Annotated in this window: 13 protein-coding genes; 7 read left to right on the top strand and 6 right to left on the bottom strand. The window is 64.9% G+C overall.

Annotated elements, in window-relative coordinates:
- Positions 1-8 precede the first annotated feature (8 nt).
- The 6 genes from betB (at position 9) to trxC (ending at position 10766) form a co-directional block, all read left to right on the top strand.
- Entirely contained in the window at positions 9-1481 is a 1473-nt protein-coding gene (betB, locus tag NJG22_RS06670; protein ID WP_253093319.1) for a betaine-aldehyde dehydrogenase, read from the top strand.
- Positions 1482-1556: 75 nt separating this feature from the next.
- On the top strand, positions 1557-3254 hold the full coding sequence (betA, locus tag NJG22_RS06665) for a choline dehydrogenase (protein WP_253093318.1): 1698 nt from the start codon (positions 1557-1559) through the stop codon (positions 3252-3254).
- A gap of 249 nt (positions 3255-3503) precedes the next feature.
- Entirely contained in the window at positions 3504-5246 is a 1743-nt protein-coding gene (locus NJG22_RS06660) for a potassium/proton antiporter (RefSeq protein WP_253093317.1), read from the top strand.
- Positions 5247-5281: 35 nt separating this feature from the next.
- Positions 5282-8587 (top strand): mechanosensitive channel MscK, encoded by a 3306-nt coding sequence (gene mscK, locus NJG22_RS06655; RefSeq protein WP_253093316.1) that lies wholly within the window; start codon positions 5282-5284, stop codon positions 8585-8587.
- Between the two features lie 156 nt (positions 8588-8743).
- Positions 8744-10204, top strand: a complete 1461-nt coding sequence (gene selO, locus NJG22_RS06650; protein WP_253093315.1) for a protein adenylyltransferase SelO — start codon at positions 8744-8746, stop codon at positions 10202-10204.
- Positions 10205-10331: 127 nt separating this feature from the next.
- On the top strand, positions 10332-10766 hold the full coding sequence (gene trxC, locus NJG22_RS06645; protein ID WP_253093314.1) for a thioredoxin TrxC: 435 nt from the start codon (positions 10332-10334) through the stop codon (positions 10764-10766).
- Here trxC and NJG22_RS06640 read toward each other — a convergent pair.
- Both NJG22_RS06640 and NJG22_RS06635 read right to left on the bottom strand, forming a co-directional pair.
- On the bottom strand, positions 10763-11536 hold the full coding sequence (locus tag NJG22_RS06640) for a ParA family protein (protein ID WP_134691366.1): 774 nt from the start codon (positions 11534-11536) through the stop codon (positions 10763-10765). The genes trxC and NJG22_RS06640 overlap by 4 nt on opposite strands.
- Before the next feature lie 52 nt (positions 11537-11588).
- Positions 11589-12494 carry a LysR family transcriptional regulator gene (locus NJG22_RS06635; protein ID WP_217852076.1) on the bottom strand — a complete coding sequence of 302 codons (906 nt, stop codon included), beginning with the start codon at positions 12492-12494 and terminating at the stop codon, positions 11589-11591.
- A 124-nt stretch (positions 12495-12618) separates the two neighbouring features.
- On the opposite strand from NJG22_RS06635, the gene NJG22_RS06630 reads away from it, so the two are divergent.
- Positions 12619-13857, top strand: a complete 1239-nt coding sequence (locus tag NJG22_RS06630) for an MFS transporter (RefSeq protein ID WP_253093313.1) — start codon at positions 12619-12621, stop codon at positions 13855-13857.
- Positions 13858-13976: 119 nt separating this feature from the next.
- On the opposite strand, the gene NJG22_RS06625 is transcribed toward NJG22_RS06630, so the two are convergent.
- From NJG22_RS06625 to gltB, 4 genes are all read right to left on the bottom strand, one after another.
- On the bottom strand, positions 13977-14324 hold the full coding sequence (locus NJG22_RS06625) for a NirD/YgiW/YdeI family stress tolerance protein (RefSeq protein WP_134691363.1): 348 nt from the start codon (positions 14322-14324) through the stop codon (positions 13977-13979).
- 115 nt (positions 14325-14439) lie between these two features.
- Entirely contained in the window at positions 14440-15504 is a 1065-nt protein-coding gene (hemE, locus tag NJG22_RS06620) for a uroporphyrinogen decarboxylase (RefSeq protein WP_253093312.1), read from the bottom strand.
- 251 nt (positions 15505-15755) lie between these two features.
- Positions 15756-17174 carry an FAD-dependent oxidoreductase gene (locus tag NJG22_RS06615; protein ID WP_253093311.1) on the bottom strand — a complete coding sequence of 473 codons (1419 nt, stop codon included), beginning with the start codon at positions 17172-17174 and terminating at the stop codon, positions 15756-15758.
- Positions 17175-17279: 105 nt separating this feature from the next.
- Complete coding sequence (gene gltB, locus NJG22_RS06610; RefSeq protein WP_253093310.1) at positions 17280-21725, bottom strand: glutamate synthase large subunit; 4446 nt, start codon at positions 21723-21725, stop codon at positions 17280-17282.
- Between the last annotated feature and the right edge of the window lie 152 nt (positions 21726-21877).

Below are 21877 nucleotides of genomic sequence, written 5' to 3'. Positions count from 1 at the left end.
AGGACACTATGGCCCGTTTCGGAACGCAAAAACTCTACATCGATGGCGCTTACGTCGACGCTGGCAGCGATGCCACCTTCGAAGCCATCAACCCAGCCACCGGCGAAGTCCTCGCCCACGTGCAGCGCGCTACCCAGGCTGACGTCGAGAAGGCCGTCGAGAGCGCCGAACGTGGCCAGAAAGTCTGGGCCGCGATGACCGCCATGCAGCGTTCGCGCATCCTGCGCCGCGCCGTCGAGATCCTGCGCGAGCGCAACGACGAGCTGGCCATGCTGGAAACCCTGGACACCGGCAAGTCGTACTCCGAAACCCGCTACGTCGACATCGTCACCGGCGCCGACGTGCTGGAATACTATGCCGGCCTGGTCCCGGCCATCGAAGGCGAGCAGATCCCGCTGCGCGAATCGTCCTTCGTCTACACCCGCCGCGAGCCGCTGGGCGTGACCGCCGGTATCGGTGCCTGGAACTACCCGATCCAGATCGCCCTGTGGAAATCCGCCCCGGCCCTGGCCGCTGGCAACGCGATGATCTTCAAGCCGTCGGAAGTCACCTCGCTGACCACCCTGAAACTGGCCGAGATCTTCACCGAAGCCGGCCTGCCGAACGGCGTGTTCAACGTCCTGACCGGCAGCGGCCGCGAAGTCGGCACCTGGCTGACCGAGCACCCGCGCATCGAGAAAGTCTCCTTCACCGGCGGCACCACCACCGGTAAAAAAGTCATGGCCAGCGCCTCGAGCTCCTCGCTCAAGGAAGTCACCATGGAACTGGGCGGCAAGTCGCCGCTGATCATCTGCGACGACGCCGACCTGGACAAGGCCGCCGACATCGCCATGATGGCCAACTTCTACAGCTCCGGCCAGGTCTGCACCAACGGTACCCGCGTGTTCATCCCGGCCTCGATGAAGGCCGCCTTCGAAGCCAAGATCGCCGAGCGTGTCGCACGCATCCGCGTTGGCAACCCGGAAGACGAGAACACCAACTTCGGCCCGCTGGTCAGCTTCGCCCACATGGAAAGCGTGCTGTCCTACATCGCCAAGGGCAAGGAAGAAGGTGCCCGCGTGCTGTGCGGCGCCGAGCGCCTGCTGGACGGCGACTTCGCCAAGGGCGCCTTCGTCGCGCCGACCGTGTTCACCGACTGCACCGACGACATGACCATCGTCAAGGAAGAGATCTTCGGCCCAGTGATGAGCATCCTCAGCTACGAGACCGAGGAAGAAGTCATCCGCCGCGCCAACGACACCGAATACGGCCTGGCCGCCGGCGTCTGCACCAACGACATCAGCCGTGCCCACCGCATCATCCACAAGCTCGAAGCCGGTATCTGCTGGATCAACGCCTGGGGCGAATCGCCGGCCGAAATGCCGGTCGGTGGCTACAAGCAGTCGGGCGTTGGCCGTGAGAACGGCGTCAGCTCGCTGGCCCAATACACCCGCATCAAGTCGGTTCAGGTCGAGCTGGGCGGCTACAACTCGGTTTTCTAAACCCGGTCCCGCCACGCCCGCGCCCTTGAGCGCGGGCGCTTTCGCTCCCTGACAACTGCCAACGAGGGTACTTCAATGTCCCAAGAATTCGACTACATCATCGTCGGTGCCGGTTCGGCCGGTAACACCCTGGCCACCCGCCTGACCGAAGACGCCAGCGTCACCGTCCTGCTGCTGGAAGCCGGCGGCCCCGACTACCGCTTCGACTTCCGCACCCAGATGCCGGCCGCCCTGGCCTTCCCGCTGCAGGGTCGTCGCTACAACTGGGCCTACGAGACCGACCCGGAGCCGCACATGGACGGCCGCCGCATGGAATGCGGTCGCGGCAAGGGCCTGGGTGGCTCCTCGCTGATCAACGGTATGTGCTACATCCGCGGCAACGCCATGGACTTCGACGGCTGGGCTGAACTGCCAGGCCTCGAGGACTGGACCTACCTGGACTGCCTGCCGTACTTCCGCAAGGCCGAAACCCGCGATATCGGTCCGAACGACTACCACGGCGGCGAAGGCCCGGTCAGCGTGGCCACGCCCAAGGCCGGCAACAACCCGCTGTTCCACGCCATGGTCGAGGCCGGCGTGCAGGCCGGTTACCCGCGCACCGAGGACCTCAACGGCTACCAGCAGGAAGGCTTCGGCCCGATGGACCGTTCGGTGACCAAGAATGGCCGTCGCTCGAGCACCGCTCGCGGCTACCTGGACCAGGCCAAGAAGCGCCCGAACCTGACCATCGTCACTCACGCCCTGACTGACCGCGTGTTGTTCGACGGCAAGCGCGCCGTCGGCGTGACCTACCTGGTCGGTGACAGCGAAGAACGCGTCGAAGCCCGCGCGCGCAAGGAAGTCATCGTCAGTTCCGGCGCCATCGCTTCGCCGCAACTGCTGCAGCGCTCCGGCGTCGGCCCGCGCGCCCTGCTCGAAAGCCTCGACATTCCAGTGGTCCACGACCTGCCGGGCGTCGGCGAGAACCTGCAGGACCACCTCGAGCTGTACCTGCAGTACGCCTGCACCCAGCCCGTGTCGCTGTACCCGTCGCTGCTGTGGTGGAACCAGCCGAAAATCGGTGCCGAGTGGCTGTTCAACGGCACCGGCATCGGCGCCAGCAACCAGTTCGAGGCCGGTGGTTTCATCCGTACTCGCCCTGAGTTCAAATGGCCGAACATCCAGTACCACTTCCTGCCGGTGGCCATCAACTACAACGGCTCGAACGGTGTGAAGGAGCACGGCTTCCAGGCGCACATGGGCTCGATGCGCTCGCCGGCCCGTGGTCGCATCCAGGCCAAGTCGAAAGACCCGCGCCAGCACCCGAGCATCCTGTTCAACTACATGTCCACCGAGCAGGACTGGCAGGAATTCCGCGACGGCATCCGCCTGACCCGCGAAATCATGGCCCAGCCGGCGCTGGACCCGTACCGCGGCCGCGAGATCAGCCCGGGCGCCCACGTGCAAACCGATGAAGAGCTGGACAAGTTCATCCGCGAGCACGCCGAAACCGCCTTCCACCCGTCCTGCTCGTGCAAGATGGGCACCGACGACATGGCCGTGGTCGATGGCGAAGGCCGCGTGCATGGCATGCAGGGTCTGCGCGTGGTCGACGCCTCGATCATGCCGCTGATCATCACCGGCAACCTCAACGCCACCACGATCATGATCGCCGAGAAAATCTCGGACAAGATCCGTGGCCGCAAGCCACTGCCGCGCAGCACCGCCAAGTACTACGTGGCGGGCGATGCCCCGGTGAAGGGCAAGCCGATGCGGGAAGTGAAGCAGGCGTAATCCTGCTCCAGCCCCATCGCTACAGGGACGGCGCAGGTTTCACGGCCTGCGGTCATCCCGTAGGAGCCGGCTTGCTGGCAATGAGGCCCTCCCTGGCGACACCTGGAAAGGCACCCTTCGAGGTGCCTTTTCTACATCTGCAGAAACGCTTTACAGCCTGCCAATTCATCAGGTTAGAATCGATTGGCACGCGACCTGCTAGTTCACCCAGCAGGTCCCTTTTCTCTGCGCTGTCCCGGAGTACCGCCTTTGGATGCGAGCACCATCAACAGTCTGTTCCTGATCGGCGCGTTGCTGGTCGGGGCCAGTATCCTGGTCAGCTCGCTGTCGTCGCGCCTGGGCATCCCCATTCTGGTCATCATCCTCGCCGTCGGCATGGTCGCGGGCGTGGACGGTGGCGGCATCATCTTCAACAACTACCCGACCGCCTACCTGGTGGGCAACCTGGCCCTGGCGGTAATCCTGCTCGACGGCGGCCTGCGCACGCGGGTGGCGAGCTTTCGCGTGGCGCTATGGCCGGCATTGTCACTGGCCACCGTCGGCGTGCTGATCACCACCGGGCTGACCGGCATGGTCGCCGCCTGGCTGTTCGACCTGAGCCTGATCCAGGGCCTGCTGATCGGCGCCATCGTCGGCTCCACCGACGCCGCGGCGGTGTTCTCGCTGCTCGGCGGCAAGGGCCTGAACGAGCGGGTCACCGCCACCCTGGAAATCGAGTCGGGCAGCAACGACCCGATGGCGGTGTTCCTCACCGTTACCCTGATCGACATGATCGCCAGCGGCCAGACCGGCCTGCACTGGAGCCTGCTGACCCATCTGCTGCGCGAATTCGGCATCGGCGGCCTGCTGGGCCTGGGCGGCGGCTGGCTGATGCTGCAACTGGTCAATCGCATCAACCTGGCCGGCGGCCTGTACCCGATCCTGGTGGTGGCCGGCGGCCTGGTGGTGTTCTCGCTGACCAACGCCCTGCACGGTAGCGGTTTCCTCGCCGTCTACCTGTGCGGCCTGGTGCTGGGCAACAAGCCGATCCGCAGCCGCCACGGCATCCTGCACATGCTCGACGGCATGGCCTGGCTGGCGCAGATCGGCATGTTCCTGGTACTCGGCCTGCTGGTCACCCCCCACGACCTGCTGCCCATCGCCCTGCCAGCGCTGGGCCTGGCGCTGTGGATGATCCTGTTCGCCCGGCCACTGTCGGTGGTCGCCGCGCTGTTGCCGTTCAAGGCCTTCCATGGTCGCGAGAAGGGCTTCATCAGCTGGGTCGGCCTGCGCGGCGCGGTGCCGATCATCCTCGCGGTGTTTCCGCTGATGGCCGGCCTGCCGGATGCGCAGCTGTTCTTCAACCTGGCGTTCTTCATCGTGCTGGTGTCGCTGCTGGTGCAGGGCACCAGCCTGCCGTGGATGGCCAAGCTGCTGAAAGTCACCGTGCCGCCAGACCCGGCGCCCATCTCCCGCTCGGCGCTGGAGGTGCATGTCACCAGCGAGTGGGAGCTGTTCGTCTACCGCCTGGGCGCGGAAAAATGGTGCATCGGCGCCGCCCTGCGCGAACTGAAGATGCCCGAAGGCACGCGCATCGCCGCGCTGTTTCGCGCCGAGCAACTGCTGCACCCCTCGGGCAGCACCGTGCTGGAAGTCGGCGACATGCTCTGCGTGATCGGCCACGAACACAACCTGCCGGCCCTGGGCAAGCTGTTCAGCCAGGCGCCGCAGCGCGGCCTGGACCTGCGCTTTTTCGGCGACTTCGTGCTCGAGGGCGACGCCGAACTGGGCGCGGTGGCCGCACTGTATGGCCTGAAACTCGATGGCCTGGACGCGAAAATGCCGCTGGCGCAGTTCATCCGACAGAAGGTCGGAGGCGCGCCAGTAGTAGGCGACCAGATCGAATGGCATGGCACGATCTGGACCGTCGCGGTCATGGACGGGAACAAGATCCAGAAAGTGGGCGTCAGATTCCCCGAAGGTACTCGACCCGGCCCTGGGTTGTTCCTCTAAACTCCGATTTGCCTCGTAATCCAAGAATGTTGCCTATGTCCCTGCGTGCGTACTGCCGCACAGCCCTGCTGGGGCTGTGCCTGACCCTCCCGCTCACCGCCATGGCGGAAATCCCGACCACTCCGGGCATCCAGGGCAGCCTGAGCAAGATCACCGAGCGCAAGCTGCCCGAGCCCGAGCAGAAGGCCGTGCAGCAGGTGCTGGAGCAGACCCTGGCCCTGCTGGCCGCGCGCGACGACAGCGAGAAGAAACTCGCCGCGCTCAAGCAGCAGCTGGCCACCGCGCCCCAGGAAACCCGCGACAGCCAGCGCGAGCTGATCAAGCTCAAGGCCACCAGCCCGCTGCCGGTGGCCCAGCGCTACGCCAGCCTCACGGTGCCGCAGCTCGAGCAGATGCTCAGCGAGCGCAGCACCCAGCAGAGCGACCTGCAAAAGGCGCTGTCCGAAGCCAACAGCCTGATCATCAATTCGCAGACCCGCCCCGAGCGCGCCCAGGCCGAGATCAGCAACAACCAGGTACGCGCGCAACAGATCAACAACAGCCTCAAGAGCGGCAAGGACAACGGCAAGCCGCTCAACGCCGACCAGCGCAACCAGCTCAACGCCGAGCTGGCCTCGCTCAACGCCCTGACCCTGCTGCGCCGCCAGGAGCTGGCCGGCAACAGCCTGCTGCAAGACCTGGGCAACGCCCGCCACGACCTGCTGCTCGAGCGCGCCGCGCGCCTGGAACAGGAGATCCAGGACCTGCAGACGCTAATCAACCAGAAGCGCCTGGCCCAGTCGCAGCAGACCGTCACCCAGCAATCGATCGAGGCGCAAAAAGCCGGTGGCAGCAACCTGCTGGCCGCCGAGAGCGCCGAGAACCTGCAGTTGTCGGACTACCTGCTGCGCGGAACCGACCGGCTCAACGAAGTCACCCAGCAGAATCTGCGCGCCAAGCAGCAGCTCGACAGCCTGACCCAGGCCGACCAGGCCCTGGACGAACAGATCAGCGTGCTCAAGGGCAGCCTGCTGCTGTCGAAGATCCTCTACAAGCAAAAGCAAGCCCTGCCGCACCTGAAGGTCGACCGCGACCTGGCCGACCAGATTGCCGATATCCGCCTCTACCAGTTCGAGATCAACCAGGAACGCGAGCTGATGAGCAGCCCGTCCAGCTATGTGGACAAGCTGCTGGCCAACCAACCCCAGGAAGACATCACCCCCCAGCTGCGCAAGGCCCTGCTGGAGGTGGCAATCACCCGCAGCGACCTGCTGGAGCGGCTGAACCGCGAGCTGTCGGCGCTGCTCAATGAAAGCATCACCCTGCAACTGAACCAGAAGCAGCTGCTGAGCACCGCGCAGAACCTGCGTACCACCCTCGAAGAACAGATGTTCTGGATCCCCAGCAACAAGCCGCTGGACTGGCAATGGCTGCGCGACGTACCCCAGCGCCTGACCTACCAGGTGGCCAGCCTGCCCTGGGGCGCCGGCGTGAAGGAACTGGGCGACGGCCTGGTGCAGCAGCCGCTGCTGTTCCTGCCGCTGATCCTGGTGATCGGCGCCCTGCTGTGGCGGCGCAAGGCGCTGTACCGGCGCCTGGGCAAGGTCCACCAGGACATCGGCCATTTCAAGCGCGACAGCCAGTGGCACACCCCCCAGGCGATCCTGATCAACATCCTCCTGGCCTTGCCGGTGGCCCTGGCCCTGACCCTGGGCAGCTACGCCCTGCAACTCGATGCCCGCGGGCAGAACGCCAACCTCGGCGCCGCGCTGTGGCAGCTCGCCCAGGCCTGGCTGGTGTTCTACACCGCCTACCGCATCCTCGCCCCCGGTGGGGTAGCCGAGATCCACTTCCGCTGGCACAAGCCGCAGGTCGAGTTCCTGCGTGGCTGGGTACGCCGCCTGGGTACCGTGGTGCTGGCCCTGGTCGGCGTGGTGGCGGTGGCCGAGCACCAGCCGTCGGCGCTGGCCGACGACGTACTGGGCATCGGCGTGGTGCTGACCTGCTACGCGCTGATGGCCTGGCTGCTCAGCCGCCTACTGCTGAGCAGCCCGGCGCACCGCAACACCTCGCTGTTCCGCAAGGCGGTGGGGGTGGCCTTCACCGCGCTGCCCATCGCCCTGTTCGTGGCGGTGTGCTTCGGCTACTACTACACCGCCCTCAAGCTCACCGACCGCTTGATCTACACCCTGTACCTGCTGCTGTTCTGGCTGGTGATCGAGGCCGCGTTCGTCCGCGGCCTGTCAGTGGCAGCGCGGCGCCTGGCCTACCAGCGCGCCCTGAGCAAGCGCCAGGCGGCCAAGGAGGGCCTGGACGGCGAAGTGGTGGTCGAGGAGCCGACCCTGGACATCGAGCAGGTCAACCAGCAGTCGCTGCGCCTGATTCGCCTGGCCCTGCTCGGCGGCTTCATCGGTGGCCTGTACTGGGTCTGGGCGGACCTGATCAGCGTGTTCGCCTACCTCAACAACATCACCCTGTACGAATACAGCAGCGGCACCGGCGCGGCCGCCAGCATGGTGCCGATCAGTCTCGGCGACCTGCTCGGCGCCATGGTCATCGCCGGCATCGCCGTGGCCCTGGCCAGCAACCTGCCCGGCCTGCTCGAGGTGCTGGTGCTGTCGCGCCTGAACCTTGCCCAGGGCAGCGCCTATGCCATCACCACGCTACTGTCCTATGTCATCGCCGGCGTCGGTATCGTCAGCACCCTGGCCACCCTCGGGGTCAGCTGGGACAAGCTGCAGTGGCTGGTGGCGGCCCTGTCCCTGGGCCTGGGCTTCGGCATGCAGGAGATCTTCGCCAACTTCATCTCCGGCATCATGATCCTGTTCGAACGCCCGGTGCGCATCGGCGACACCATCACCATCGGCAACCTGTCCGGCACGGTCAGCCGTATCCGCATCCGCGCCACCACCATCACCGACTTCGACCGCAAGGACATCATCGTCCCCAACAAGACCTTCATCACCGGCCAGTTGATCAACTGGTCGCTGACCGACACGGTCACCCGGGTGACGCTGAAGCTGGGCATCGACTACGGTTCGGACCTTGACCTGGTACGCGACCTGCTGCTCAAGGGCGCCCACGAGAACCCGCGGGTGCTCAAGGACCCGGAGCCGCTGGTGTACTTCCTCAACTTCGGCGAAAGCTCGCTGGACCACGAGCTGCGCATGCACGTGCGCGACCTGGGCGACCGCAACCCGACCCTGGACGAACTGAACCGCTATATCAACCGCGAGTTCAAGGCGCACAACATCAAGATCTCGGTGCGCCAGGTGGAGGTGTTCCTGATGGACCAGAAGGGCGGCAAGCAGCAGCTGATCCCGATGGAGCAGTCGAAGCCGGATGGCACGGCGTCGGCCTGAGAACGCTCGAATACTTTATCCTGTGCACATTCGCTGCGAGGGCTTTGCCCTCGTTAGCCGGCAAGCCGGCTCCTGCACCGCCCACCTGCAGGAGCCGGCTTGCCGACGAAGGGCCGCAAAGCGGCCCCATGGCACCGCCACCCAGGAGCAGGCCCCGTGAAGTCCCTCGACCAACTCGTCTTCGACAACCGCTTCGCTCGCCTGGGCGATGCCTTCTCCACCCAGGTGCTGCCCGAGCCGATCGCCGACCCGCGCCTGGTGGTGGCCAGCGCCTCGGCCATGGCCCTGCTCGACCTCGACCCGGCCGAGGCCGAGCAAGCCGTGTTCGCCGAGCTGTTCAGCGGCCACAAGCTCTGGGAACACGCCGACCCGCGGGCGATGGTCTACTCCGGGCACCAGTTCGGCGCCTACAACCCGCGCCTGGGCGATGGCCGCGGCCTGCTGCTGGGCGAAGTGCGCAACGACGCCGGCCAGCACTGGGACCTGCACCTCAAGGGCGCCGGCCAGACCCCTTACTCGCGCATGGGCGATGGCCGCGCCGTGCTGCGCTCGTCGATCCGCGAGTTCCTCGCCTCCGAGGCCCTGCACGCCCTGGGCATCCCCAGCAGCCGCGCGCTGTGCGTGATCGGCTCGAGTACCCCGGTATGGCGCGAAACCCGCGAGAGCGCGGCGATGCTGCTGCGCCTGGCGCAGAGCCACGTACGCTTCGGCCATTTCGAATATTTCTATTACACCCAGCAGCCAGAACAACAGCGCGTGCTGATCGACCATGTGCTGGAACAGCACTACCCCGAATGCCGGGCAGCCGAGCAGCCCTACCTGGCCATGTTCCGCAGCATCGTCGAGCGCAACGCCGAGCTGATCGCCCGCTGGCAGGCCTATGGTTTCTGCCATGGGGTGATGAACACCGACAACATGTCGATCCTGGGCATCACCTTCGACTTCGGCCCCTACGCCTTCCTCGACGACTTCGACGCCAACTTCATCTGCAACCACTCCGACGACCGTGGCCGCTACAGCTACGCCAACCAGGTGCCCATCGCCCATTGGAACCTCAGCGCGCTGGCCCAGGCATTGACCACGGTAATCGAGGTAGAGCCGCTCAAAGAGACGCTGGGGCTGTTCCTGCCGCTGTACCAGGCCCATTACCTGGACTTGATGCGCCGACGGCTGGGCCTGACCACTGCCGAGGATGACGACATGGCGCTGGTCGAACGCCTGTTGCAACGCATGCAGAGCGGCGGCGTGGACTACAGCCTGTTCTTCCGCCGCCTGGGCGAGCAGCCGGTGGCCGACGCGCTGCAGGTGGTGCGCAACGATTTCGTCGACCTGGCCGGCTTCGATGCCTGGGGCGCGGACTACCTGGCGCGCTGCCAGCGCGAGCCGGGCAATGCCGACGGGCGACGCGCGCGGATGCATGCGGTGAACCCGCTGTACGTGCTGCGCAACTACCTGGCGCAGAAAGCCATCGAAGCGGCTGAAGCGGGTGACTACAGTGAAGTGCGGCGGTTGCACCAGGTACTGAGCAAGCCCTTCGAAGAGCAGCCCGGGATGCAGGCCTATGCCGAGCGCCCACCGGAATGGGGCAAGCACCTGGAAATCAGTTGCTCGTCATGAATCCTGGGGCCGCTTTGCGGCCCATCGCGACACAAGGCCGCTCCCACAGGAGTCCGCGTATCCTTGCGGGAGCGGCCTTGTGTCGCGATGGGCTGCAAAGCAGCCGCAAAAATCTCAAGGAAACAACATGTCCGAACCCCTGGTAATCCCCTGCCCCCACTGCAACGGCCTCAACCGCCTGCCCGCCGAACGCCTGGGCGACAGCCCCAAGTGCGGCCGCTGCAAGCAGGATGTGCTGCTGGCCCGCCCCTTCGACCTGAGCGAAGGCAACTACGCCGCCCAGATCAAGGGCGACCTGCCTTTGCTGCTGGATGTCTGGGCCGACTGGTGCGGCCCGTGCAAGAGCTTCGCCCCGGTGTTCGAGCAGGCCGCGCGGCAACTCGCTGGCCGCTGCCGCCTGGCCAAGCTCGACAGCGAAGCCAACCGCAACCTGGCCGGGCAACTGGGCATTCGCTCGATCCCCAGCCTGATTCTGTTCAAGAACGGCCGTGAAGTGACCCGCCAGGCCGGTGCCTTTCCCCTCCAGTCATTGCTGGAGTGGCTGCGCGGCCAGGGTATCTAAGCGCTGCGCTCCAGCAAGTCATGCAGCTCGACGAACTGCTGGGTCAGCTTGTGCCGTGGCTCCAGGTGGATCAGCGGCAGGCTGGCATGGTGCGACTCGCGCATTTTCACCGAGCTGCCCAGGTACACCGGCAGCACCGGCAGGCCTTCGGCCAGCAGCTCGTCAAGCATTTGCTGGGGCAGGCTGGCACGTGACTGGAACTGGTTGACGACGATGCCCTCGACCACCAGTTCGTCGTTGTGGTCTTCCTTGAGTTCGTCGATCTCGGCCAGCAGGCCATACAGGGCCTGACGCGAGAAGCTGTCGCAGTCGAAGGGAATGAGCACGCGATCGGCGGCGATCAACGCGGAAACCGCATAAAAATTAAGGGCCGGCGGGGTGTCGATGTAGATCCGCTCGTAGTCCTCGTCCAATTCGTCGAGGAGCTTACGCAGCTTGTTGATCTTGTGCTTGGCCTCGAGCTTGGGCTGCAGGTCGGCCAGCTCGGGAGTGGCAGTGACCACGTGCAGGTTGTCGAAGGGGGTTTCGTAGATATCGACCTTGTTCTTCTTGGCAAAGGGCCCGCTGGACAGCGACTGCTTGAAGAAGTCGGCGATGCCCATGGGGATGTCGTCGCCGGTCAGGCCGGTCAGGTACTGGGTCGAGTTGGCCTGGGCATCCAGGTCGATCAGCAGGGTCCGGTAGCCCTCGTTGGCGCTGACCGCCGCCAGGTTGCAAGCGATGCTCGACTTGCCCACGCCACCTTTCTGATTGAACACCACGCGCCGCATGAGAGACCTCCGTGTATCAACGAATGCCCGAGTATGTGGCCAGCGCGGCGGTTTAGCCAGCACCTTCGGGCTGCTCCAGCCCAGCCAGCAGGGCGCCGAAGGCATTGGCCATGGCCGAGCCCGATGCCGCGCGACGCACCAGCCAGACGGCGGTCATCGCCTCGTCGTCCAACAGGGTGCGGTACACCACGCCCTCGATACGCATGCGCTGGAACGACGCCGGCAGCACCGACACCCCGAGCCCCGCCGAGACCAGGCCGATGATGGTCATCGCCTCGCCCGCCTCCTGGGCGAAATGCGGGGTGAAGCCGGCCTTGCGCGCCAGGCTCAGCAACTGGGCGTGCAAGCCGCTGCCATAGCTGCGCGGGAAGAACACGAAGGGCTCCTGGGCCAGGGCCTGCATGTACAGCCCCTGGGCGCTGCCGGCCGCCAGCGGATGCGAGGCATTGAGCACCGCCACCAGGGGCTCGCGGAACAACTCGGTACAGACGATACCGTCCGGCAAGGGCATTGGGCGCATCAGGCCAACCTCGATGGACTCGTCGAATACGGCCTCCACCACCTCGCGGCTGCTCATTTCCTTGAGGTTCAGGTGCACCGCCGGGAAGCGCTGGCGAAAAGCATGGATGGCCTGGGGAATACGCGAGGTGAAGGGTGCCGAGGAGGTGAAGCCGACCTTCATCTCGCCCAGCTCGCCCAGCTGCGCCCGGCGGGCCACATCGGCGGCCTTTTCCACTTGCGCCAGCACCTGCCGGGCCTCTTCCAGAAATAGCCGGCCGGCTTCGCTGAGCGCTACACGACGGTTGGTGCGCTCGAACAGGCGCGCCCCAAGCTCCTGCTCCAACGCCTGAATCTGCTGGCTCAGCGGCGGCTGGGAGATCCCCAGTTGCTGGGCGGCGCGACCGAAATGCAGCTCTTCGGCCACCGCGACGAAGTAACGCAGGTGACGCAGTTCCATGGCCCACTCCAAACAAGTCGTAAAACGTCTTAAACAGGTCGAACAATATATTGGATCTAATCATTAGCCAGCTATATGCTTTTTTCACCGCAACACCTGGCCCCAGCGCCCGAGGTATCCGTCCGTGAGATCCGCCGTCGCCCCCCTGCCCCCTGAACCCAGCCCCGTGGCCAACGATATCTGGATCGAAAAAGGCACTCCCGCCTTCATCAAGACCGTGCTGGCGCTGTTCAGCGGCGGCTTCGCCACCTTCGCCCTGCTGTACTGCGTGCAACCGATGATGCCGCTGCTGTCCCGGGAATTCGCCATCAACGCCGCGCAAAGCAGCCTGGTGCTGTCGGTGTCCACCGCCATGCTGGCCATCGGCTTGTTGATCACCGGCCCGATTTCCGACCGCATCGGGCGCAAGCCGGTGATGGTCTTCGCCCTGCTGTGCGCGGCATTGTCGACCCTGGCCAGCGCGGTGATGCAAAGCTGGGAGCTGGTGCTGGCCACCCGCGCCCTGGTGGGCCTGTCGCTGAGCGGCCTGGCGGCAGTGGCCATGACCTACCTGAGCGAAGAGATCCACCCGCAGCACATCGGCCTGGCCATGGGCCTGTACATCGGCGGCAATGCCATCGGCGGCATGAGCGGGCGACTGATCAGCGGCGTGCTGATCGACTTCGTCAGCTGGCATGCGGCGATGCTGGTGATGGGCGGCCTGGCCCTGGTGGCAGCCGTGGTGTTCTGGAAAGTCCTGCCCGAGTCGCGCAACTTCCGCCCACAACCATTGCAACCGCGCAGCCTGCTGGACGGTTTCGTCATGCACTTCAAGGACGCCGGGCTGCCTTGGCTGTTTCTCGAAGCATTCCTGCTGATGGGCGCCTTCGTCACCCTGTTCAACTACATCGGCTACCGGCTGCTGGCCGGGCCTTACCACATGAACCAGGCCTTGGTCGGCCTGTTGTCGGTGGTGTACCTGTCGGGGATCTACAGCTCGGCGCAGGTCGGCGCGCTGGCTGACAAACTGGGACGGCGCAAGGTGTTCTGGGCCAGTATCGTGGTGATGCTCGGCGGTTTGCTGATGACCCTGGCCAGCCCACTGGCGCTGATCATCGTCGGCATGCTGGTGTTCACCTTCGGCTTCTTCGGCGCCCACTCGGTGGCCAGCAGCTGGATCGGGCGGCGGGCGCTGAAGGCCAAGGGGCAGGCGTCGTCGCTGTACCTGTTCAGCTATTACGCGGGGTCGAGTGTCGCCGGAACGGCGGGCGGGGTGTTCTGGCACCAGTGGGGCTGGAACGGCATCGGCCTGTTCATCGCCAGCCTGCTGGCGGTGGCGTTGCTGGTGGCGCTGCACTTGAGCAAGTTACCGCCGAAGAATTGATCGCTGGGGCCGCTTTGCGGCCCTTTCGCGACACAAGGCCGCTCCTACAGGGGTACGCGTTTCCCTGTAGGAGCGGCCTTGTGTCGCGATGGGCTGCGCAGCAGCCGCAAAATCTCGGATCAGTTGATGATCTCGACGATATCCACATCCACCTCACGGCTCATCAGGTGCTTTTCCACCTCGCCGGTCAGCTTGACCTTGGTCTTTTCATTGAACGGCGTCGGCGGCAGGTCTTCGTCGTCGATTTCAACGGTGATGCTGCCGGTGTTGTCCTTGAACTCGTACTTGTCGTCGTTGTTGATCTTCTTGGTCACGTAACCCTGCAGCACCACGGGGGTGTCATCGGCAGCTTCCTTGGCGGCGGCAACGGTGGTCACGGCTTGGGCGCCAGGGCCGGTGTAGCCGGCAGCCAGGGCAGCGGTGCTGAACAGCGGGGCGAGGATCAGGGGCAGGTAACGGGCTTTCATGGTGATCGGGTCCTGTTTGCGTTTTGATGGTCCCAGATTACCGATGATCGCTGAATTGAAACTTAATACAACAAAAAGCCCGGCACTTGGCCGGGCTTCTCGCGTTGCACACCGATTACTGGTGGTACTGCGCCGACAACTCGTGCACGGCGTTGATGAACACGCCCGCGTGTTCCGGGTCGACTTCCGGGGTGATGCCGTGGCCCAGGTTGAACACATGGCCAGTGCCCTTGCCATAGCTGGCGAGGATTCGCGCGACTTCCTGGCGAATGGCCTCGGGCTTGGCGTACAGCACGGTCGGGTCCATGTTGCCTTGCAAAGCCACCTTGTCACCCACGCGGCGGCGGGCATCGCCGATTTCGCAGGTCCAGTCCAGGCCCAGCGCATCGGCGCCAGCCTCGGCGATGCTTTCCAGCCACAGGCCGCCGTTCTTGGTGAACAGGATCACCGGCACCTTGCGCCCTTCGTGCTCGCGGATCAGGCCGCTGACGATCTTGCGCATGTAGTTGAGCGAGAACTCCTGGTAGGCCGCCGCCGACAGGTTGCCGCCCCAGGTGTCGAAGATCTGCACCGCCTGGGCACCGGCCAGGATCTGGCCATTGAGGTAGCTGGTGACCGACTGGGCCAGCTTGTCCAGCAACAGGTGCAGGGCCTGGGGGTTGTCATAGGCCATGGCCTTGGTCTTGCGGAAATCCTTGGACGAGCCGCCCTCGACCATGTAGGTGGCCAGGGTCCAGGGGCTGCCGGAGAAACCGATCAACGGCACGCGGCCATTGAGTTCGCGACGAATGGTGCTGACCGCGTCCATCACGTAGCCCAGGTCTTTTTGCGGGTCGGGGATCGGCAGTGCCTCGATGTCGGCCGGAGTGCTGATGACCTTCTTGAAGCGTGGCCCTTCGCCGGTCTCGAAGTACAGGCCCAGGCCCATGGCGTCGGGGATGGTGAGGATGTCCGAGAAGAGGATCGCCGCGTCCAGCGGGTAGCGGTCCAGCGGCTGCAGGGTGACCTCGCAGGCGAACTGCGGGTTCATGCACAGGCTCATGAAGTCGCCGGCCTTGGCCCGGCTGGCGCGGTACTCCGGCAGGTAGCGGCCGGCCTGGCGCATCATCCACACCGGGGTGACGTCTACGGGTTGCTTGAGCAGTGCACGCAGGAAACGATCGTTCTTCAGGGCAGTCATGTCGGCATCCGGAAAAAAAGTGCGGGCATTTTCTCAGACGCGGACGCAAAAGGCACGGCCATGGCCATTCGTTTTGTCTATTGGGTGTCTTGGATCAAGCGTTTTGTATACAAAAAGTATGTAGCCTGACAGGACATGGGGCCGCTTTGCGGCCCTTTCGCGACACAAGGCCGCTCCTACAGGGAATCGCGTTACCTCTGTAGGAGCGGCCTTGTGTCGCGAAAGGGCTGCGAAGCAGCCCCAACGGTTGATCAGACCTCGAGGTAGTCCAGGATTCCCTCGGCAGCCGTGCGACCCTCGAAAATAGCCGTCACCACCAAGTCCGACCCCCGCACCATATCACCACCAGCAAACACTTTCGGGTTGCTGGTCTGGTGCTTGAACTTGCCCTTTTCCGGCGCCACCACGCGGCCTTGGCTGTCGAGCTGGATGTCATGCTGCTCGAACCAAGGCGCCGGGCTCGGGCGGAAGCCGAAGGCAATGACCACGGCATCGGCCGGCAGGATCTCCTCGGAACCCGGGATGGGCTCCGGGCTGCGCCGGCCACGGGCATCCGGCTCGCCAAGACGGGTCTCGACCACCTTCACGCCCTCGACCTTGTCCTCGCCGACGATGGCGATGGGCTGGCGGTTGTAGAGGAACTTCACCCCCTCTTCCTTGGCGTTCTTCACCTCTTTGCGCGAACCCGGCATGTTGGCTTCGTCCCGGCGATAGGCGCAGGTCACCGACTTGGCGCCCTGGCGGATCGAGGTGCGGTTGCAGTCCATCGCGGTGTCGCCACCGCCGAGCACCACGACCTTCTTGCCCTGCATGTCGACGAAGTCTTGCGGCGACTTTTCAAAGCCCAGGTTGCGGTTGACGTTGGCGATCAGGAAGTCCAGCGCGTCGTGCACGCCCGGCAGGTCTTCCCCAGGGAAGCCGCCCTTCATGTAGGTGTAGGTGCCCATGCCCATGAACACCGCATCGTACTCGGCCAGCAGCTGCTCCATGCTGATGTCCCTGCCCACCTCGGTGTTCAGGCGGAACTCGATGCCCATGCCGGTGAAGACTTCGCGACGATGGCTCAGCACGGTCTTTTCCAGCTTGAACTCAGGGATACCGAAGGTCAGCAGGCCACCGATCTCCGGGTTCTTGTCGAACACCACCGGGGTCACGCCAGCACGCACCAGCACGTCGGCGCAGCCCAGGCCCGCAGGGCCGGCACCGATGATGGCGACACGCTTGCCGGTGGGCTTGACCTTGGACATGTCCGGGCGCCAGCCCATGGCGAAGGCCGTGTCGGTGATGTACTTCTCCACCGAGCCGATGGTCACCGCGCCGAAGCCGTCGTTCAGGGTGCAGGCACCTTCGCACAGGCGGTCCTGCGGACACACCCGGCCACACACTTCCGGCAGGGTGTTGGTCTGGTGCGACAGCTCCGCCGCCGCCAGGATGTTGCCCTCGGCGACCAGCTTCAGCCAGTTGGGAATAAAGTTGTGCACCGGGCACTTCCACTCGCAGTATGGGTTGCCGCAGCCCAGGCAGCGGTGGGCCTGCTCGACCGACTGCTGCGGCTTGAAGGGTTCGTAGATCTCGACGAACTCCTTCTTGCGCTGGCGCAGCAATTTTTTCTTCGGGTCCTTGCGGCCCACTTCGATGAACTGGAAGTCGTTGTTCAGACGTTCAGCCATTTTTCAAAACCTCTTTACCGCAGTTGCCGGCATTCGCCGCAAGCTGCAAGACGATCACTTGAGCCGGGCAGGCCCCGCGCACGGGGCTGCCACTTGCAGCTGTTGTTACTGCGGGTTGGCGCGGGTGCTGGACAGCAGTTGCTTGAGGTTGGCCGCCTTCGGCTTGACCAGCCAGAAGCGCCGTACATAGTCGTCCAGGTTCTCCCAGAGCTCACGCCCCCACTCGCTGCCGGTTTCTTCCACGTACTCGCCCAGGACCCGCGCCAGGTGGCTGCGGTAGGCCTCCATCGCCTCACCACTGATACGCTGGATTTCCACCAGCTCATGGTTGAGTTTGTCGACGAAGCTGTTGTCCATGTCGAGCACGTAGGCGAAACCGCCGGTCATGCCGGAACCGAAGTTGTAACCGGTCTTGCCCAGGACGCAGACAAAGCCGCCGGTCATGTATTCACAGCAGTGATCGCCGGTGCCCTCGACCACAGCGTGGGCCCCGGAGTTGCGCACAGCGAAACGCTCGCCCGCGGTGCCGGCGGCGAACAGCTTGCCGCCAGTGGCCCCGTACAGGCAGGTGTTGCCGACAATGGCGCTGTGCTGGGTTTCGAACGGGCTGCCGGCAGGAGGCACGATGGTCAGCTTGCCACCGGTCATGCCCTTGCCGACGTAGTCGTTGGCATCGCCCTCAAGGTGCAGGTTCAGGCCACCGGCGTTCCACACGCCAAAGCTCTGCCCCGCGGTGCCCTTGAAACGGAAGGTGATCGGCGCCGCGGCCATGCCCTGGTTGCCGTGCAGCTTGGCGATCTCGCCGGAGATGCGCGCCCCGATGGAGCGGTCGCAGTTGCAGATATCGAGGGCGTACTCGCCACCGGCCAGGTCACGGATCGCCGGCAGGGCCATCTCGACCATCTTCTCGGCCAGCTCGCCCTTGTCGAACGGCGGGTTCCTGTCGACTTCGCAGAACTGCGGCTTGTCCGCCGGAATGTGCGAGCTGCCCAGCAGCGGCGACAGGTCGAGGTGCTGCTGGCGCTCGGTGTCACCCGGCAGCACGTCGAGCAGGTCGGTACGCCCGATCAGCTCGCCGAGGCTGCGCACGCCCAGCCTGGCCAGCCATTCGCGGGTTTCTTCGGCGACGAAGGTGAAGAAGTTGATCACCATGTCGACGGTGCCGATGTAGTGGTCCTTGCGCAGCTTGTCGTTCTGCGTGGCCACGCCGGTGGCGCAGTTGTTCAGGTGACAGATGCGCAGGTACTTGCAGCCCAGGGCGATCATCGGCGCGGTACCGAAGCCGAAACTCTCGGCACCGAGGATCGCCGCCTTGATCACGTCCAGACCGGTCTTCAGGCCGCCGTCGGTCTGCACCCGCACCTTGCCGCGCAGGTCGTTGCCGCGCAGGGTCTGGTGGGTTTCGGCCAGGCCCAGCTCCCACGGGGCGCCCGCGTATTTGATCGAGGTCAGCGGCGACGCACCGGTGCCACCGTCATAGCCGGAAATGGTGATCAGGTCGGCGTAGGCCTTGGCCACGCCAGCGGCAATGGTGCCGACACCAGCCTCGGCCACCAGCTTGACCGACACCAGCGCCTGCGGATTGACCTGCTTGAGGTCGTAGATCAGCTGGGCCAGGTCTTCGATCGAGTAGATGTCGTGGTGCGGTGGCGGCGAGATCAGGGTCACGCCCGGTACCGCATAGCGCAGCTTGGCGATCAGGCCGTTGACCTTGCCGCCCGGCAGCTGGCCGCCCTCGCCGGGCTTGGCGCCCTGGGCCACCTTGATCTGCAGCACTTCGGCGTTGACCAGGTATTCCGGGGTCACGCCGAAGCGGCCGGTGGCCACCTGCTTGATCTTCGAGCTCTTGAGGGTGCCGTAGCGGGCCGGGTCTTCGCCGCCCTCGCCGGAGTTGGAGCGCGCGCCCAGGCGGTTCATGGCCTCGGCCAGGGCTTCGTGGGCCTCTGGCGACAGTGCGCCCAGGGAGATGCCGGCGGAGTCGAAGCGCTTGAGGATGGCCTCCAGCGGTTCGACTTCATCCAGTGCCAGGGCCTGGTCAGCCACTTTCACTTTCAGCAGGTCGCGAATCATCGACACCGGGCGCTGGTCCACCAGCGTGGTGTATTCCTTGAACTTGGCATAGTCGCCCTGCTGCACGGCGGCCTGCAGGGTGTTGACCACGTCCGGGTTGTAGGCGTGGTACTCGCCACCATGGACGAACTTGAGCAAGCCACCTTGCTGGATCGGCTTGCGCGCGCTCCAGGCTTCGGCTGCCAGCAGCTTCTGGTCGCTTTCGAGGTCTTCGAAGCGCGCGCCCTTGATGCGGCTGGAAACGCCCTTGAAGCTCAGGCCAACCACTTCCTCGGACAGGCCGATCGCTTCGAACAGTTGGGCGCCACGGTACGAGGCAATAGTGGAGATGCCCATCTTCGACAGGATCTTCAGCAAGCCCTTGGAGATGCCCTTGCGGTAGTACTTGAAGACCTCGTCCAGGTCGCCCAGCACTTCACCGGTGCGGATCAGGTCGGCCAGCACCTCATAGGCCAGGTACGGGTACACGGCCGAGGCACCGAAGCCCAGCAGCACGGCAAAGTGGTGCGGGTCGCGCGCGGTGGCGGTCTCGACCAGAATGTTGCTGTCGCAACGCAGGCCTTGCTCGGTCAGGCGGTGATGCACCGCACCGACGGCCAGCGAAGCATGCACCGGCAGCTTGCCCGGGGCGATGTAGCGGTCGCTCAGCACCAGCTGGGTCTTGCCGCCGCGCACGGCCTCCTCGGCCTGGTCGGCGATGTTGCGGATGGCCGCTTCCAGGCCGACGCCCTGCTCGTAGTTGAGGTCGATCAGCTGGCGGTCGAAGCCTTCGCGCTCCAGGTTCATCAGCGAACGCCACTTGGCGGGCGAGATCACCGGCGAACTGAGGATCACCCGCGAGGCGTGCTCGGGGGATTCCTGGAAGATGTTGCGCTCGGCGCCCAGGCAGATTTCCAGGGACATGACGATCGCTTCGCGCAGCGGGTCGATCGGCGGGTTGGTCACCTGGGCGAACTGCTGGCGGAAGAAGTCGTACGGCGAACGCACGCGCTGCGACAGCACGGCCATGGGCGTGTCGTCGCCCATCGAGCCGACCGCTTCCTGGCCCTGCTCGCCGAGCGGGCGCAGCACCTGGTCACGCTCCTCGAAGGTGACCTGGAACATCTTCATGTATTGCTTGAGCTGGTCGGCGTCGTAGCTGGCCACGCCCTGGTCGTCGCTCAGGGTCGCCTGGATGCGCGTGGCGTGCTGACGCAGCCAGCGCTTGTACGGGTGGCGCGATTTCAGGCGGTTGTCGATGGCGTCGGTGTCGAGGATCTGGCCGGTCTCGGTGTCCACGGCAAGGATCTGCCCCGGGCCGACCCGGCCCTTGGCCAAGACGTCCTCAGGCTGGTAGCCCCACACGCCGATTTCCGAGGCGATGGTGATGTAGCCGTTGGTGGTGGTCACCCAGCGCGCCGGACGCAGGCCGTTGCGGTCGAGCAGGCACACCGCGTGGCGACCTTCGGTCATGACGATGCCGGCCGGGCCATCCCACGGTTCCATGTGCATGGAGTTGTATTCGTAGAAGGCGCGCAGGTCGGCGTCCATGGTCTCGACGTTCTGCCAGGCTGGCGGCACCAGCATGCGCACGCCACGGAACAGGTCGATGCCGCCGGTAACCATCAGCTCGAGCATGTTGTCCATGCTCGAGGAGTCGGAACCGACGCGGTTGACCAGCGGGCCGAGCTCTTCCAGATCGGGGATCAGGTCGTTGGCGAACTTGGTACGCCGGGCCATGGCCCAGTTGCGGTTGCCGGTGATGGTGTTGATCTCGCCGTTGTGGGCGAGGAAGCGGAACGGCTGCGCCAGCGGCCATTTCGGCAGGGTATTGGTGGAGAAACGCTGGTGGAACACGCAGATCGCGGTCTGCAGGCGCTCGTCGCCAAGGTCCGGATAGAACGCCGCGAGATCGCGCGGCATCATCAGGCCTTTGTAGATGATGGTCTTGTGCGAAAAGCTGCAGATGTAGTGGTCGGCGTCATGGGCGTTGGCCACGGACGAACGGCGACGGGCACTGAACAGCTTGATGGCGAATTCCTGGTCGCTCAGGCCTTCACCGCCGATGAACACCTGTTCGATCTGCGGCAGGCGCTCCAAGGCCAGGCGGCCAAGCACGCGGGTGTCGATCGGCACCTTGCGCCAGCCGACCAGCTTCAGGCCGGCAGCGACGATTTCGCGGTCCATGTTGGCGCGGGCGGCTTGGGCTTTGACCGGGTCCTGGTTGAAGAACACCATGCCGACGGCGTACTGCCTGGGCAGCTCGACAGCGAAGTGCTCCTGGGCCACGGCACGCAGGAATTGATCGGGCTTCTGCATGAGCAAGCCGCAACCGTCGCCGGTCTTGCCGTCGGCGTTGATGCCGCCGCGGTGGGTCATGCAGGTCAGCGCCTGCATGGCGGTTTGCAGAAGGTGGTGACTCGGCTGCCCCGTCATATGGGCGATCAGGCCGAAACCACAGTTGTCCTTGAATTCTTCGGGATGGTACAGACCTGTTTTCATAGACACTTTCTCACCAGGTTCACCTCTCAACCGGAGGCAAATCTCTTTTTTAACAACCACTTACCATCCACGCCGATCAAACGCCAGCTTTTTTGCGGTGGTCATGGAAAACCATTGTTGCACAGCGACAGCGACGCCCACAAATTTTCATG

The organism is Pseudomonas sp. VA159-2 (genome assembly GCF_024126635.1).
GTDB lineage: Bacteria > Pseudomonadota > Gammaproteobacteria > Pseudomonadales > Pseudomonadaceae > Aquipseudomonas > Aquipseudomonas muyukensis.
This window is presented reverse-complemented; position numbering and strand designations above follow the sequence as displayed.

What these genes read in the sequence shown, in the direction of transcription:
- betB (WP_253093319.1), top strand. Translation starts at nt 9, where the DNA reads ATGGCCCGTTTCGGAACGCAAAAACTCTACATCGATGGCGCTTACGTC.
- betA (WP_253093318.1), top strand. Translation starts at nt 1,557, where the DNA reads ATGTCCCAAGAATTCGACTACATCATCGTCGGTGCCGGTTCGGCCGGT.
- mscK (WP_253093316.1), top strand. Translation starts at nt 5,282, where the DNA reads ATGTCCCTGCGTGCGTACTGCCGCACAGCCCTGCTGGGGCTGTGCCTG.
- trxC (WP_253093314.1), top strand. Translation starts at nt 10,332, where the DNA reads ATGTCCGAACCCCTGGTAATCCCCTGCCCCCACTGCAACGGCCTCAAC.
- NJG22_RS06640 (WP_134691366.1), bottom strand. Translation starts at nt 11,536, where the DNA reads ATGCGGCGCGTGGTGTTCAATCAGAAAGGTGGCGTGGGCAAGTCGAGC.
- NJG22_RS06635 (WP_217852076.1), bottom strand. Translation starts at nt 12,494, where the DNA reads ATGGAACTGCGTCACCTGCGTTACTTCGTCGCGGTGGCCGAAGAGCTG.
- NJG22_RS06625 (WP_134691363.1), bottom strand. Translation starts at nt 14,324, where the DNA reads ATGAAAGCCCGTTACCTGCCCCTGATCCTCGCCCCGCTGTTCAGCACC.
- hemE (WP_253093312.1), bottom strand. Translation starts at nt 15,504, where the DNA reads ATGACTGCCCTGAAGAACGATCGTTTCCTGCGTGCACTGCTCAAGCAA.
- NJG22_RS06615 (WP_253093311.1), bottom strand. Translation starts at nt 17,174, where the DNA reads ATGGCTGAACGTCTGAACAACGACTTCCAGTTCATCGAAGTGGGCCGC.
- gltB (WP_253093310.1), bottom strand. Translation starts at nt 21,725, where the DNA reads ATGAAAACAGGTCTGTACCATCCCGAAGAATTCAAGGACAACTGTGGT.